We start from the raw sequence: 15,175 nt of genomic DNA, 5'->3' as shown, positions 1-15,175 counted from the left end.
GTTAGTCGTCCAAGGTTGCCGCCACACGGAAGACTTCTTCCAGCGAGGTAATACCTTCACGGGCATAATCCAGCGCACAGTGGGAAAGTGAACGAAAGTTCGGTGCCTGCGCTGCTGCCATGGCAAAGCCGTGACTGTCTTTGCGCCGCAAGGCAGCAATTAAATCGCTGTTCATCTCCAACAACTCGTAAATGCCAATGCGACCCTGATAGCCAGTGTTGTGGCAATGATGGCAGCCACGACCTTCAATAAACGGATGCTCGATCGCACTTTCGTCCAAGCTGCTGAGCCAAGCTTTCTCTTGCTCACTGGTCTCGTGTGGTTGCTGGCAGTGCGGGCACAGACGCTTCACCAGCCGCTGCGCTAATACCGCGCGCAAGGAAGACGCTACCAGGTAGTGATCGAGGCCCATATCTAACAGGCGATCGGCAGCCGACAGCGCATCGTTGGTGTGCAAGGTCGACAACACCATGTGGCCCGTCATGGAGGCACGCAGACCAATTTCAGCGGTTTCATGGTCACGCATCTCCCCCACCAATACGATGTCTGGGTCCTGGCGCAGAGCCGAGCGCAGCACGGTGGCGAAATCCAGCCCAACGCGGCTGTTAATTTGCACCTGATTAATGCGCGGCAAACGATATTCGATTGGATCTTCGGCGGTAATGATCTTTTTTTGCGGCTGATTTAGGCGCGTTAACGCGGCATACAGTGTGGTGGTTTTACCGCTACCGGTTGGCCCGGTAACCAAGATCAAACCGTGAGGCCGAGTAATTAAATGCTCAAAGTGGCGCTGAATCGTCGCCGGCATGCCCAATGCCGACATATCCAAAATGCCGGCGCTTTGGTCGAGCAAACGCATGACCACCGACTCACCAAACTGCACTGGCATGGTCGACAAACGCACGTCGATGTTGCGGTTTTTTACCCGGATATTAAAGCGGCCGTCCTGCGGCAAGCGCTTTTCTGAAATATCCAAGCCAGACATGATTTTGAGGCGTGACACCAACGCCGAGGCAACACGTTTTTCTTTCATGACCTGTTCTTGCAGCTCACCATCGACCCGCAAGCGAATGCGTAGCTGGCTTTCTTCGGGCTCAATGTGCACGTCGGAGGCTTTGATTTGCACCGCATCTTCAAACAGGCTTTGCAGTAAGCGCACCACCGGGGCGTCGCTGGTGTCTGGGCCGACACCGAGCTCGTTGATGTCAAAATCACTGCTGCTCAGCTCGCCTTCCAATTCACCGGCGATGCTGGCCATTTGCTCCTGGCGGCGATAGCTCGAATCGAGAATCGACAGCAGTTCACGTTCGCGCACAAACGCCGGATACACAGGCCGCTTCAAAATACGCTGCAAGTCATCGATGACCATCAAATCTGTTGGGTCAGACATGCCGACCAGCAGGCCATCCTGCTCTTCCGCTAACACCAAGCAGCGATACCGCCGCGCCTGAGACTCTGGCAACAGGCCAATCAACTCGCTGTTCAGGCGAAAGCGTGCCAGCTCGACAAAGGGGTAAGAAAAATAGTCGGCCAGGGTTTGCAGCAGTTGGTCTTCGCTGACAAAGCCCAAGTCGGCCAAGGCACGGCCCAGTTTTTTGCCCGTGCGTTTTTGCTCGGCCAGTGCTGCCAGAAGTTGCTCTTCACTGATCAGGCCTTTTTCCTGCAATAAGTCGCCAACGCGTACACGTTTTTTCGGCCCGGAGGCGGTTGTTTGCATCATGAGGACGTTAACTCCTGTGCCTGCTGCTGCAGCCAACGCCGTTGCTGCGCATTCAAATTGGGGTAGCGTGCCAATTGTGGCAACAGTTGACGCGCGGCCTCTGGCTGCTGCATTTGTCGGTACAGCCATAACAGCGCTAGCGGCCAGCTGGCCTGCTGCGGCTGCTGGCGCATCAGCTGTCGATAGGCGGGTGCCGCCAACCGATGCTCACCGGCCATGTGCAAACCCGGTGCGGCGACCGCCAACCAACTGGCGGCTGTGATGCTTTGGTGCTGGCGATAAAACTGCAGCATCTCAGTCCATAACTGCTGCTCTACTAGGGTGCGCAAATATGCCGTGCGATAGCGCACCAGCGCGGTGTCGTTCTGACTTTCCAGTAGCGGCTGCAGCTGTTGTTGCGCCGCCGACCATTGACCGTTTTGCATCTGCTGCAGGGCTTTGGCAAATTGCTCACGCTCGCCATCACCCCGCCGCGTCACTCTGGCGGGCGCTGGGTTCATAGCCTTGGCGGTGGCCTCGACTTGAGCCGCTGGCGGCGAGGGCTCATTACTAAAATCATTGCTTTCTTTCACTTCGGCGATGGCTCGCTCCGGTGCCAGATCGACCACTGCTTTGGTAGCACTGGGCGATGCAGAAAGCTCGTCAGACTTATGCTCATTCACCGCCGCCGGTACAGCAGGTACTTTCACGGTCGATTGGCTGATGACCGGCTCTGCCGATACATCTGGCTCACCTTCTAATGTGGGTGACTCGTCTTCCAATGTAAGCGACTCATCTTGCAGTGAGTCCGGCTCAACTCGATCATTAACGGCAGCCGATGGCGCAGTAGACAAATTGGCAACATGAGCAGGTTCTCTAGATTCACTTGGAGTTGCCAGCGATGGTTGCGTCGCCTCAGTGTCGGCCGGCTGCGCCAAGGTTGGCGCAGGTCGCTCTGCTTCGACTGTCGGCGTAACCAGCAAGCGCCAAGCCACTACCAAGACCACCAACAACAGTAACGCCGCCATCGCCAGCGCCGGCCATATCGACCGTTGAGGCTCCTTGGCTTGCAGGCCTGGCGGTAACGACGGCGCATCGCCCTGACGCTGATCGATATCCTGCAACACTTTATGTACCAGGCTCATAGCATCACCATACAAGCCGCTAATACAGCTGCGGACCACCACAGCGGCGCGCGCTTGGGCGCACGAGCCGACTCAGTATCCGCCGCCGCCAGTGCCACATGGGTGCGCTGAATCTGAGCAACGCCCTGGCCATAGCCCGCCAACAGCGCTTTGCCAGCCAGAACATTCACCAAACGCGGAACGCCACCGCTGACTTGCCATAAATAGTCTACCGCGTCACGGCTGAACACCTGCATGCCGCGATGGCCTGCCGCACTCAGCCTTTGTTGCAGATAATCGGCCAGCATCTCGGTACTGGCCAGCGGGCTCAGGCGGGCAGTGGTGGTGATGCGCTGCTGCAGCTGGCGCAACCCAGGCTGCTGCAATAACTCATCCAGTTCTGGCTGACCAAACAACACGATTTGCAGCAGTTTTTGCTGCTCTGTCTCCAGATTTGAGACCAATCTCAGCGCTTCCAAGGTTGCTTTCGGCATGCTTTGCGCTTCATCCACCAGCAACACTACTTGGCGCCCCTGCTGCGCATGTTGCAATAATTGTTGCTGCAGCGCCTGCTGCACTGTAGCCAAGGATCTTCCTTTAACACTTAACTCCAGCTCGCGCGCCAGAGCTAGCCATAAGCCATCAGCACTCAGTTGAGGGTTGGGTAGGTACAGGGTGACACACTCTTGCTGTTGCAACTGGTTGAGCAAGCGACGGCACAGCATGGTTTTGCCAGTGCCCACCTCGCCCACGACTTTGACAAAGCCTTCACCGGAGGCCAATGCATAGTGCACTTGCTCATAAGCCTGACGTTGCGCCGGCAAATCCACGTAAAAGCGGGTGTTGGGCGTTAACGTAAAAGGTGGCTGTTGCAGACCAAAATGCTGCTGACACCCTTCATTGAGCCGAGCCAGGGCCTCCATCAGTCCTCCGCTGGCACCAGGCCTGAATAACGGCGATTGAGCTGCTCAACTTGCTCAGGCTGAAGCGCGCCACCAACGATGCGCGGCTGCAGCAAAATCACCAGCTCACTTTGGCGCATCTCCGAGCGGGTTTGGCGGAACAACCAGCCCAATACCGGGATATCACCCAACAGCGGCACGCTGGCGACCTTAGTCAACTCACGGTTTTGCATCAAGCCACCAATAATCACCACTTGGCCCGACCGAGCACGAATAATGGAGTCGGTTTCGCGCACCGTACTAAAGGCCAGCGGCAGTTTGAATTCATCCTGACTCAGCTCGATGGTTTTGGTGCGTGACTCGACCTCGGTAATGGTCGGGTGAACGTGCAAAATGATTTCATCCTGTTCGCCAATTTGCGGCGTCACATCCAAAGCAATGCCGGAGAAAAACGGCGTCAGCTCGATGTCTGGGGTTTGAGTGTTACCCGTGGTGGTGGTGGTGGTGGAATTGCTGACATCGGTCACAAAGTATTCGTCGGTGCCGACTTTGATCACTGCCTTTTGGTTGTTGACCGTGGCAATGCGTGGGCTGGAGAGCACATTAACATCACCTTGGGTCTCTAACAGCTGCAAGGTACCAGTGAAATCACCCACATCCAGGTTGAGTGAAAAAATGCCTTCAATAAAGTCTGGGTTTCTCAGTGCCGCTGAGCTAAGTGAGCCGCTCCAAGAATCCGCGTTGCCTTGTGCTGCCAAGGTTGACCAGTTGATGCCCGATTGAAAGCCATCATTTAGAGTCACTTCCACCACTTTGGCTTCAATCAACACCTGTTTGCGTACGCTGAGTTCGGCTTTTTCTAGGTAATGCTGAATGTGTGCCAAGGTGGATGGCATGGCCTTGACCACCACCATGCCGGCATGGGCGTCGACCACCACTCGGGCCCCTTCTTCATCCGCCGCCAACAGCTGCAGGGTTGACTGTAAGTTGGTCCAAAAATCTGTGCCGCTGCTGGTTTCTACCTCGCTGCTATTGACCGTACTGCTACGACGAGCGGAGGTGGTGCTGCTATCGTCGGCCCGCTGGGTGTCGGTAGACGACACCTGGCCACTGCTGACACTCATGCCAGAGCGTCCAGAGCGCTGCACGTTCAAATAGTTGATGGGGAAAATTCGGGTTTGCTGAGTCGGCGGCAGAATACGAATGCCATAGGTGCCTTGCACAAAATCAAAGCCATACACATCGCGCACGGCTTCTAACGTTTGCTCCAATGTCACATTGCTCAGATTCAGACTGATCTCACCTTGCACATCCGGATGCACAATCAGATTCTGGCCGCTGCCATCAATTAGGCTATTAAAAAATGCCTGTGCCGGGGTGCGGTCGGCCACCACATCGAAACGCGGTGCTTCCTCAGCCAGGTTCTCTATGGGGGGCAACAATTGCTCCAGCGCTAATGGCTCGGCCTCGGCTTGGGGCTCCGTGGTCAACAATGGCGTGTGATTGACCTTTTCCACAGGCGCTTGGGTGGGTTGCATGGCGCAGCCAGACAAGCCCAAGCACAGCAGGCCAACCCAAGTGTGATACAAAAAATAGCCCTTAGCTGTCATGCGTTACTGCACCTTTGTTTTGGTTGTTGCCAGCAAGTCCAGACGGCGCGACTGGCCGTTCTGAACCACCACCACATGGGTGCGGCCAATATGTTGAAGGGTAGCACCGTCGACACTATCGCCCGGCGCCAGCACTTGTTGGTTAATCACCGCCAGCGGCGCGTCGGAACGCCATATCACCTGCTGCAGTACCAACTCTGAGCGCACTACTGCCTCGCTGCCGACAGACCATTGAGGCGGACGTGTTGGGTCGGCAGCCACCGCCGTCAGGCTAACTAAAGACAGCGCTACCAGCGATAAAAGCACAAGCTGCTTAGCCACCAATGACCTCCTCTTGGGTGCTCAAGGTATACACTTTTAACGTCACCTGACCGCGCGGATATTGATCAACTTCATAGTCGAGTAGCTGCCAATACAGTTGCCAAGGGGCTTGATCGAGCTGATTGAGGTAGTCCACCAAACCTGGGTAGGTAGCGGTCATGGTCAGCTCCAAGCCATGGCGATAGAGGCGCACATCTTGATAGGCCTCCCCTAACTCAACGCGCTCGCGTGTGCTGTTGCTGAGTGCAACCAGCTGTAAGCGCTGATCGGCCTGCAGCAGGCTGCGCAACACCGCCAACATCTGCTGTGGACTAACGAGGGCATCGGTCAGCTGGCCAATGCGCTGACGCAGTTGCTGCAGCTGTTGCTGCTCATCTGCAATAATGCGTTGCAATTCGGCATTGGGGTCGCGTCTTGGCTGCTGTTCTAACGCTTGCAACTGCTGGTGCAATTGTTGGGTTTCACTGCGCAACTGTTGCTGCTCAGCAGCGGCTGATCGATGTTGCTGCCAGCTGGGCTCAAACCATAACCACACACAAAGCAAAATGACGCCTATGTACAAGGTCACCTGCAGCAGTAACCGCTCGCGTTGAGATAACTTTAAGTAGGCCTGAATCAGTTTTTGCGCCTGGGGATGCTGCCACCAGCTCATCCGTTATCCCCCTGCTCATCATCCACGCCGTCACTGGCGAGCTCAAACTGTAACCAGTTTTGCTCTTCCACTTCTTGCAGCTGGATATGACGGAACGCTCGGCCTCGATAACCCGGCAACTGCAGCAGCGACTCAACGTAGGTCGACAGTTGCTCCGGACGCTGTAAATAGCCTTTTAAAGTCAAGGCTTCGCCACCCCGCTCAATGCGCACCCCAGCTAACCACACGCCTTGGCCAGACAGCTGTGTCAGACCTTGCAGCAAACGTGAAAAGCTTTGGCTTTGCTCTAACTTGCCCTGAGTCAGATAGGACAGCACCGCTTGTGCACCACGGCGCTGGCTTTGCAAACGCTGCTGTTGAGCCAGCAGGTCAGCATCCTGTTGCAGCGGAGGCAGGCTATCGCGCAGTTGCTGTAGCTGAGTCGATGCCTGTTCGCGCTGCTGCTGCCAATGATCGCGTTGCTGCTGCTGTTGTTGCGCCTGCCAGCTCAGCACGCTGCCAATCATCAGCAGTACGATGCTCACCGCGGCCAGCCCCAGTAACAAACGCGCCACCGGCGCTGGTAAGCGTGGCGGGTGAAACTCAGCCGTATAAAAATTGATGCGTTGTTTAACGTCAGGACTCATGCGACAAGCACCCTCCTAACGCAGTTAATAACGAGGCTGATAAGCCGGTATCGCCAGGCATTTGGTTGTAAAGACTGTCGAGGCTAATTTGCCGTACCGGTATGTTTAGAACGTCTTCCAAGCGTGGTAATGGCTCGTCTAAATCACCTTGATCAGGCTTAAGCACCCAAATTTGGCCAATGCTGCCCATACCGATCTGGCTTTCGTAGAAGTCCATTGAGCGTTGCAACTCCAAAGCCAAGCGTTCAAGTTGCTCATTGCTGTCTAGGGCCAGCGCCTCAGAAGCGTTGCTGGATTGCAAATCTGCATAACCAATGGCCAATGACCGCACCAGATACAAGGCACCGTCGTAATACACATAAAGCGCACCGGAGTGCTCATCCAAACGCAGCAAAGCAACACTGTGCTCGACCAGTTGCGCCGTCACCAAATTCAACAAGCTGAACTCTGGCAAGCTAATTTGCTGCAGTTCCAAGTCGCGGTTATGACACCATTTCACCAGTTTGCGAATATGATCGCGGCGAACGGCACTGACAAAGGCCATGTCTTGGCGGCCACGGTAAGCATCGGCGGGAAGGCGCGTGGCCTGCACGATGGCATCCTCCAGCGGCATGCTGAGCATGTCTTTTACCCGAAAACGCATGGCATCGCTGAGTTCCTCATCCGGCACGGGTGCAGCTTCAACCATATGCAGTTCATAATCTTGATGGTCCAGCATCATGTGCACCGGCGCATTCACCGCAGGCAACTGCTGCAGCCATTGGCTCAGGCCTTCCAAACCGCTCTCACCATCAGCCGGACGGTAGCATTGGGTGACGCCGCTGCCGTTAAAATGCACGCCAAATGCCTGCCCCTGATGCAGTGCGATTCCGATACAGCCTTTGGCTGCGTGTGATTTACCTGGCCAGCGCCAGCCTGTTTTCCAGCTCACTCGTAACTCACTGTTTGTTGCCTGCGCCTACCACCCGTTATAGGCGAGGACGATACTGGCACGATACGACAAAAAAATTCCAACAAAACTGTGGCTAAGTTTAGACCAGTTGGCTGACTCGTATGGTCTTATATCCAGAACATGACTATTGTGTCAGCCACACAAGTCAAGACTAAGCACGACAGTGTGTTTTTTTGTGTAACCTCACGAAACTCTGAGACCAAGGTACCGCCTAACGAGCCCAAACTATGTTCAATATTGTGCTGTTTGAACCCGAAATCCCGCCCAATACGGGCAACATCATTCGCTTGTGTGCCAACACTGGCTGCCATCTGCATTTAATCGAACCACTGGGGTTCTCGCTGGAAGAAAAAGCCCTGCGCCGTGCTGGGCTGGATTACCACGAATGGGCGCAAGTGAAGGTCTATGCTGACTGGCCGACCTTTGTGGCGCAGCAAGCCCCAGAGCGTGTCTTTGCACTGACCACCAAAGGCTCGACGGGCTACAGTGATGTTCGCTTTCAGGCCGGCGACTATTTGCTGTTTGGCCCAGAAACCCGCGGCTTGCCCATTTCGATCCGCGAGCAAATCCCGCGTCAGCAGTGGCTGCGCTTGCCGATGCTGGCGGCAAGCCGCAGTATGAATCTTTCTAACTGTGTTGCTGTCATGGTCTACGAGGCATGGCGCCAGCAAGGATTTGATGGTGCCAGCTTCGCGCCCAACCCGGAGACTTAATATGCGTTGGTTATGTGTGCTGATGATGTGCTTTAGCGCGACCATTAACGCCAAACCTCAGCCAGTGGCCGATGGTTTTGGCGTGGTGTGGTCGCTACTGCCCATAAATGAAGAGCAAGTGTTGGTGGCTGAACGTCACGGCCAGTTAAGTTTGCTGACACTCAGTAGCGGCAATAAACAAGTGATCAGCGCCGTACCCAGCGTGCATGCCGAAGGCCAAGGTGGTTTATTGGATCTGGCACTGCTGCCCGCCAAGCCACACCCTTGGCTGTATTTTACCTACGCCCAGCCAGATACCAGCGGCGCCTCAACGGCGCTGGCACGAGCACGCCTGAACCTAGATGCAATGCAGCTGCAAGCGACCGAAGTGTTGCTGACATCCAACTCTGCCTTTGACAGCAATCGCCACTTCGGCAGCCGCATCGCCTTTCATGGCGACTATGTATTTATGTCGATTGGTGATCGCGGCGAGCGGGCTACCGGTCAGCGGCTAGATACCCATGCCGGCAAAATTCTGCGCCTGCATTTAAATGGCTCGGTGCCAACCGATAACCCGTTCGTCGACCAAGAGGGGGCATTACCTGAAATCTGGAGCTATGGCCATCGCAATCCGCAGGGCCTGATCTTTGATGCCGCCAACGACACCCTGTGGGCCATTGAACATGGGCCGCGTGGCGGCGATGAACTCAATCGCATTGTCAAAGGCGGCAACTATGGCTGGGCAGAGGTGTCATTGGGCAAAGAATACTGGAACCCGATGTACGTCGGTGAGCATCGCCAGCACCCAGATATGATCGACCCTGTGTATAGCTTTACGCCTTCCATTGCTCCCGGCTCATTGCTGTTATGGCACAGCGATGATGAACACACGGTGTTGCTGTCTGGCGCCTTAAAGCTGCGTCATTTAAATCAACTGAGTATTCGCCATGATACGCAGCAAATCAGCGAAAAACGCTGGCTAGAAGAACTAGACCAACGCATTCGCGCGCTCGCCAAGCTCGAGACAGGAGAGCTGCTGTTCGCCACCGATAACGGCACTATTTATCGCTGGTCTCTTCCTTCAAGCGATTAATACCGAGGGCTTTGAGGGTGTATTTTTCATAAACAGGCTCGCTGGAACCGGTTTTCATTTTGCGCAAAAAGTACTTTTCGAAGGCGACTTTGGCCAAGTGAACCCACTTGCCCTTTTTAAACCAGGTGACGTTGCGCGGCGGAATTTGCGGAATAGCCACAAAGGCGGCGCCGGTATTGCCCATATCTGCCAGGCAAATCGCACTCCAGGTGCCGCGGTGATTCGCTTCGCCTTTACCGTCCAAATCAGCGGCTAAATTGTGGGCGATGGCCGTCATCATGGATTCAATCATGTAACCGGTTTTTGGCGTGCCTGTTGGCACGGGTGTGTCCTCCACCGGTGGTATGGCCACACAAACACCCGCAGAATAAATATTGTTGAAGGTTGGATTGCGCTGAAACTCGTCGATGATGACAAAGCCTTTGGGGTTTACCAAGCCATCCACTGCCGCCACTGGGTCAACACCGGCAAAAGACGGCAGCATCATGGAATGGCGAAAAGGCAGTTCGTGCTGTTTTTTCAGTTCGCCTTCGTCGTTTAACTCATCCACGTACATAACGCCATCCGCCACGCGCGTGACTTTAGCATTGGTGATCCACTGAATGTGGCGGTTGCGCAATTCACTTTCGAGCATGGATTTGGAATCCCCCACGCCCCCCAAACCAAGGTGGCCAATGTAGGGCTCGCTAGTAACGTAGGTCATGGGCACACGGTCGCGAACTTTTTGCTTGCACAGCTCACGGTCAAGAACAAAGGCATATTCGTAGGCTGGGCCAAAGCAGGATGCGCCCGGCATCGCCCCTACGATCACAGGGCCAGGCTCATCAACCAGAGCTTTGACATCGTCGTAGCAAGATTCCGCATGATCCAGACTGCAAATGGATTGGGTAAAACCATCGTGCGGCCCGGCGCCTTCAATGGCAGCAAAGTTGAGCTTGGGCCCAGTGCAAATCACCAGATAGTCATAATCTTCAACATCACCGTTCGCCAGCGTCAAGCGGTTATTGGCAGCATCCAGTTCCGTGACCGCTTGGGCGATAAACTCGATGCCTTTTTGTTCCAGGTGGGGACGAATTGGAAAACTGATGTCTGGCCGCTGACGCCAGCCGACGGCAATCCAGGGGTTGGATGGCACAAACTGGAAGTCTTCCCGCTCATTAATCACAGTGACCTTATGGTCTGAACTGAGCAGTTCACGAATTTCGTAAGCCCCGGCCATGCCGCCAGTGCCTGCTCCTAACACAATCACTCTAGCCATGATTTATCCTCTCCGCCCATACGTGCACTGCAGCGCAGCACCTTGTTGTTAAGCATTAACCTTAGCAACAATGCGGGAAGGCATAACCAAATAAGCATAAAGTATTACAACAAGAACACCACATCGACCCACTCAGAGACAGGTTCGCGCAGCTGACTGAGACGCCTGTGAGACGAGACGCCAGATTTACCGGCCACAATCCTCGCAGTCTGGCTGACGCTGCAATTGCCAGCGTCGCCAGTCACTGCTGAGTGCGTCATAAGTCAGCAAGCTGCCAACGGGCAACGGCAAAGACAGCAGCACTTTCAGTGTCTCTACCGCCTGTAGACTACCGACGGTGCCGACCACAGGGGCCAAAATACCGCTGTCGGCACACTGGCCCGGCTGATCGGGAAGTTGCGCATACAAACAGCGGTAACAAGGAGAATCGGCCTGGCGTGGATCAAACACCACCAGTTGGCCATTCATCGCCACGGCAGCGCCCGATACCCAAGGCGTTTGCCTCGCCAAGCAAGCGCGGTTAATGGCATAGCGCACACCGGCGTTATCGCTGCAATCGACCACCACATCGACCTGCTGCAGGTGCTCCAGCAACCAGGCTTCATCGGCGGCCACTGCAAAGGTCTGCAGCGCGACGTCTGGATTAATCCCCTGCAGCGACTGGCGCGCAGAGTCTACCTTGTTCTGGCCGAGGGTCTGGTCGCTGTGCACCAGCTGGCGCTGCAGGTTCGACAACTCGACTTGATCCGGATCGACCAACGACAGGCGCCCAACACCGCTGGCGGCCAAATATTGCGCCACCGGGCTACCCAAACCGCCAAGGCCAATGATCATGACATGAGAGCTCAGCAGCTGTTGCTGACCTTCGACATCGACCTGTGGCAATAAGATATGGCGCGCATAGCGCAGCAGTTGTTGATCCTTCATGGCTGCCAGCAACCTCCACTGATGCGCGGCTGACCGGCCAAATCACAGCGGTTTTCTACCTGAGAAAAGCCTTGCTGACGCAGACGCTGCTGCACCGCTTCGGCTTGCTGAAAACCATGTTCCAGCAATAACCAACCGCCATCCACCAGCCAATGTGGCGCGTTATCAATCAAGTAAAACAGATCTGCTAGGCCGCTTTGCTCGGCTACCAGCGCTGACGCTGGCTCAAAGCGCACATCGCCTTGCTGCAAGTGCTCATCGTCGGCGTCAATGTAAGGCGGGTTGCTCACTAGCACATCAAAGCGGCCGTTAACGGCGCTGAACCAATGGGAGGCATAAACCCGTACATCGAGTTGCAGCGCTTGGGCGTTGTATTGTGCCAGTTGCACGGCTTGCACTTGTGCATCCACGGCTTCCACCTGCCACTGGGAGCGCTCGCTCGCCAAGGCCAGAGCAATGGCGCCGGTGCCGGTGCCCAAATCCAGCACCCTGGCCTGATCTCTAACCGGCAGCTGCAGCGCCCATTCCACTAGGGTTTCGGTATCTGGGCGCGGTATTAAGGTGCTGGCATTCACCCGCAGCGGCAGCGACCAGAACTCGCGCTGCCCTAATAAATGTGCCACGGGCACGCCCTGCTGGCGCTGCTGCAGCAAGGTATCGACGGCCTGTAGCTGCCCATCGCTCAGCTCGCGATCCGACCAGGTGTACAGCCAGGTGCGATCTTTCTCTAACACCTGTGCGAGCAACAGCTCGGCGTCTAACCGGGCGCTGTCAGAAGTGCTCAGCCGAGCCGTCGCTTGGCGCAGCCACTGCTCGATTTGCATCAGTTGGCGCCAGCCATTTCCGCCAGCAAATTGGCCTGGTGCTCTTGAATCAGCGGCTGTACCACCGGGTTCAGATCACCTTGCATGATCTCTTCCAGCTTGTACAAAGTCAGGTTAATACGGTGATCCGTCACCCGTCCCTGTGGGTAGTTGTAGGTGCGAATGCGCTCTGAACGATCGCCCGAGCCTACCAAACTCTTACGCGCAGCGGCTTGCTCCGCCTGAGCGGCTTGGGTTTGTGCATCGCGCAAGCGTGTGGCCAGCAAGGCCATGGCTTTGGCGCGGTTCTTGTGTTGCGAACGCTCATCCTGACATTCCACCACCATGCCGGTGGGCAAATGAGTGATGCGAATGGCGGAGTCGGTTTTGTTGACGTGCTGACCACCGGCACCCGACGCGCGAAAGGTATCGATGCGCAAATCGTTTTTGTTGATGTCGATGTCTTCTTCTTCACCCACTTCGGGCATCACCGCCACGGTACAAGCGGAGGTATGAATGCGCCCTTGGCTTTCCGTCTCAGGCACGCGCTGAACGCGGTGAGCGCCAGATTCAAACTTCAGTTGTGAGTACACATCTTCGCCACTGATACGGCTGATGATTTCTTTATAGCCACCGTGCTCGCCTTCGCTGGCACTCAGCACTTCCATGCGCCAGCCTCGCAATTCGGCGTAGCGGCCGTACATGCGGTGCAGGTCGCCGGCAAAAATGGCCGCTTCATCACCGCCCGTACCGGCACGCACTTCGACCACCACGTTGCGGCTATCGTCTGGGTCTTTCGGCAGCAACAGGATTTCGATTTCCTGTGCCAACTGCTCTAGGGTCTCGGTTGCCACTTGCTGCTCTTCTTCGCCCATGGCACGCATATCTGGATCGCTGTCATTGGCGAGCTTTTCCGCCTCTGCCAGGTCAGCCTGGGCTTGTTGATAGGCACCAAAGGTTTGGGCGATGGTTTCCAGTTCGGCGTATTCTTTTGACAAGCTGCGAAAACGGTTTTGATCGTTGGCAGCATCGGGCTCAGACAACAAATGACCCACTTCTTCATAGCGGTCACGCAGGTGTTCGAGCTTACTGATAATTGAGCTTTTCATGGGGCTATTTTTCTTCCACGGAGGTCACTGCACGGTCGAGTTGAAACAACTCACGCGTCCAGTCGAGAACTTCAAGCCGACCTTCGGCGCCGGCTTTGCGGAGCGCCACGGTCGGCGCGTGCAATAGTTTATTGCTGTAGCTGTGAGCAAACTGGCGCAATACGCGCTCAGGATCGCCACCAGACTGCAACTGCTTTAGGGCTTTTTCCAGCATATCTTGCTGCACTGCCGTGCTGTAATCGCGTAAGTCACGGACAGTGGTCACGGCATCGAGGGTTTTGAGCTCACGCATGAAATGCTCGACGCCGGCCAAGATCAGCTCTTCAGCCTGCTGCGCAGCATCTTCACGCGAACGTACATTTTCTTCAATGATGTCACGTAAATCATCCACCGTGTACAGATACACATCGGCCAGCTCGGCGACTTCGGCTTCGATGTCACGCGGTACCGCAATATCGACCATAAACATCGGCCGGTGGCGGCGCTGGCGTAGGGCTTTTTCGACCGCCCCCTTACCTAAAATCGGCAGTGGGCTGGCGGTGGATGAGATAACAATGTCTGCCGTCGGCAACACCTGAGGAATGTCTTCCAGCAGCACCGCATCGGCATGAAACTCTTCCGCCAAGTGCTGGGCTCGTGCCAAGGTGCGATTGGCTAGGGTTATGTTCTTAACCCCAGCTTGCGCCAAGTGACGCGCCACCAACTCGATGGTTTCACCCGCGCCAATGAGCAGCGCATGGCTGCGCCCTAAATCGGCAAAAATATGCTGCGCCATGCGCACCGCGGCAAAGGCCACAGACACCGGATTTTGGCCAATGGCGGTATCGGTTCGCACCCGCTTAGCGATGGAGAACGTTTGGCGAAATAAGCGTCCCAGCTCAGAGCCCACAGCGCCATGCTCCTGGGCGACGGCGTAGGCCGATTTCATCTGCCCTAAAATTTGCGGCTCGCCCAACACCAGTGAATCCAAGCCGCTGGCCACTCGCATGGTGTGCTGCACGGCTTGATCTTGCTGCAAGCAATAAAGTGCCGGGGCGAGATCCTGCACTGGAATTTGGTGATAACTTGCCAGCCATTCAGCAATCTGTTGTTGCTGCAGCTCCGCAGCGCTGCAATACAACTCGGTGCGATTACAGGTCGACAGCACCACCGCCTCAGAGATCGGATGCAGTGACGTCAGCTGGCCCAGTACGTCCGGCATGCGCGCAGGATCAAACGCCACCCGCTCGCGCACCGATACGGGTGCAGTCTTGTGATTGATGCCCACTGCCCAGATCGCCATACTGCCGCCGGTTGCTCCGTCTCAAAAGGCGCCGATTATAAAGTAGCCGTGGCACAATGCCCACGACGAAAACTTTGACTTAAATCGGCATCTAACTCTAAATACACTCACCACTCACTGAATGC

General features: G+C 55.8%; 15 protein-coding genes. 2 read left to right on the top strand and 13 right to left on the bottom strand.

Annotation, left to right across the window (positions count from 1 at the left end; all coding sequences use genetic code 11):
- Position 1 precedes the first annotated feature (1 nt).
- From IE090_RS04625 to IE090_RS04590, 8 genes are read right to left on the bottom strand one after another with little or no spacing between them, the layout of a single operon-like run.
- Positions 2-1,720 (bottom strand): GspE/PulE family protein, encoded by a 1,719-nt coding sequence (locus tag IE090_RS04625; RefSeq protein WP_308428484.1) that lies wholly within the window; start codon positions 1,718-1,720, stop codon positions 2-4.
- Complete coding sequence (locus tag IE090_RS04620; RefSeq protein ID WP_189387173.1) at positions 1,717-2,844, bottom strand: hypothetical protein; 1,128 nt, start codon at positions 2,842-2,844, stop codon at positions 1,717-1,719. The genes IE090_RS04625 and IE090_RS04620 overlap by 4 nt, the downstream gene beginning before the upstream one ends.
- The gene (locus IE090_RS04615; RefSeq protein ID WP_189387172.1) at positions 2,841-3,746 is read right to left on the bottom strand and encodes an ExeA family protein; all 906 of its coding nucleotides are present in this window, start codon (positions 3,744-3,746) and stop codon (positions 2,841-2,843) included. The genes IE090_RS04620 and IE090_RS04615 overlap by 4 nt, the downstream gene beginning before the upstream one ends.
- Positions 3,746-5,335, bottom strand: a complete 1,590-nt coding sequence (mshL, locus tag IE090_RS04610) for a pilus (MSHA type) biogenesis protein MshL (RefSeq protein WP_189387171.1) — start codon at positions 5,333-5,335, stop codon at positions 3,746-3,748. The genes IE090_RS04615 and mshL overlap by 1 nt, the downstream gene beginning before the upstream one ends.
- Positions 5,336-5,338: 3 nt before the next feature.
- Complete coding sequence (locus IE090_RS04605; protein WP_189387170.1) at positions 5,339-5,656, bottom strand: hypothetical protein; 318 nt, start codon at positions 5,654-5,656, stop codon at positions 5,339-5,341.
- Positions 5,649-6,308, bottom strand: a complete 660-nt coding sequence (locus IE090_RS04600) for a hypothetical protein (protein WP_189387169.1) — start codon at positions 6,306-6,308, stop codon at positions 5,649-5,651. Before IE090_RS04600 ends, IE090_RS04605 begins: the two co-directional genes overlap by 8 nt.
- Positions 6,305-6,934 (bottom strand): hypothetical protein, encoded by a 630-nt coding sequence (locus IE090_RS04595; protein WP_189387168.1) that lies wholly within the window; start codon positions 6,932-6,934, stop codon positions 6,305-6,307. The genes IE090_RS04600 and IE090_RS04595 overlap by 4 nt, the downstream gene beginning before the upstream one ends.
- Complete coding sequence (locus IE090_RS04590) at positions 6,924-7,865, bottom strand: type IV pilus biogenesis protein PilM (protein ID WP_189387167.1); 942 nt, start codon at positions 7,863-7,865, stop codon at positions 6,924-6,926. The genes IE090_RS04595 and IE090_RS04590 overlap by 11 nt, the downstream gene beginning before the upstream one ends.
- Positions 7,866-8,113: 248 nt before the next feature.
- On the opposite strand from IE090_RS04590, the gene trmL reads away from it, so the two are divergent.
- Together trmL and IE090_RS04580 are read left to right on the top strand one after the other, a co-directional pair.
- Positions 8,114-8,599: a tRNA (uridine(34)/cytosine(34)/5-carboxymethylaminomethyluridine(34)-2'-O)-methyltransferase TrmL gene (gene trmL / locus IE090_RS04585; protein ID WP_189387166.1), complete on the top strand. Its 486-nt coding sequence runs from the start codon at positions 8,114-8,116 to the stop codon at positions 8,597-8,599.
- 1 nt (position 8,600) lies between these two features.
- Entirely contained in the window at positions 8,601-9,671 is a 1,071-nt protein-coding gene (locus IE090_RS04580; RefSeq protein ID WP_189387165.1) for a PQQ-dependent sugar dehydrogenase, read from the top strand.
- Here IE090_RS04580 and IE090_RS04575 read toward each other — a convergent pair.
- The 5 genes from IE090_RS04575 to hemA all read right to left on the bottom strand — a co-directional run bounded on the left by IE090_RS04575 (position 9,637) and on the right by hemA (position 15,050).
- Complete coding sequence (locus IE090_RS04575; RefSeq protein ID WP_189387164.1) at positions 9,637-10,929, bottom strand: NAD(P)/FAD-dependent oxidoreductase; 1,293 nt, start codon at positions 10,927-10,929, stop codon at positions 9,637-9,639. The genes IE090_RS04580 and IE090_RS04575 overlap by 35 nt on opposite strands.
- A 186-nt stretch (positions 10,930-11,115) precedes the next feature.
- Entirely contained in the window at positions 11,116-11,856 is a 741-nt protein-coding gene (locus IE090_RS04570) for a HesA/MoeB/ThiF family protein (RefSeq protein ID WP_189387163.1), read from the bottom strand.
- On the bottom strand, positions 11,853-12,680 hold the full coding sequence (gene prmC, locus IE090_RS04565; protein WP_189387162.1) for a peptide chain release factor N(5)-glutamine methyltransferase: 828 nt from the start codon (positions 12,678-12,680) through the stop codon (positions 11,853-11,855). The genes IE090_RS04570 and prmC overlap by 4 nt, the downstream gene beginning before the upstream one ends.
- Positions 12,680-13,768 carry a peptide chain release factor 1 gene (gene prfA / locus IE090_RS04560; RefSeq protein ID WP_189387161.1) on the bottom strand — a complete coding sequence of 363 codons (1,089 nt, stop codon included), beginning with the start codon at positions 13,766-13,768 and terminating at the stop codon, positions 12,680-12,682. Before prfA ends, prmC begins: the two co-directional genes overlap by 1 nt.
- Before the next feature lie 4 nt (positions 13,769-13,772).
- A complete protein-coding gene (gene hemA, locus IE090_RS04555; protein WP_189387160.1) occupies positions 13,773-15,050 on the bottom strand; it encodes a glutamyl-tRNA reductase in 1,278 nt (425 codons plus the stop codon).
- Positions 15,051-15,175 lie beyond the last annotated feature (125 nt).

The sequence above is a fragment of the Bacterioplanes sanyensis genome (genome assembly GCF_014652515.1).
Classification (GTDB): Bacteria; Pseudomonadota; Gammaproteobacteria; order Pseudomonadales; family Oceanobacteraceae; genus Bacterioplanes; species Bacterioplanes sanyensis.
This window is presented reverse-complemented; position numbering and strand designations above follow the sequence as displayed.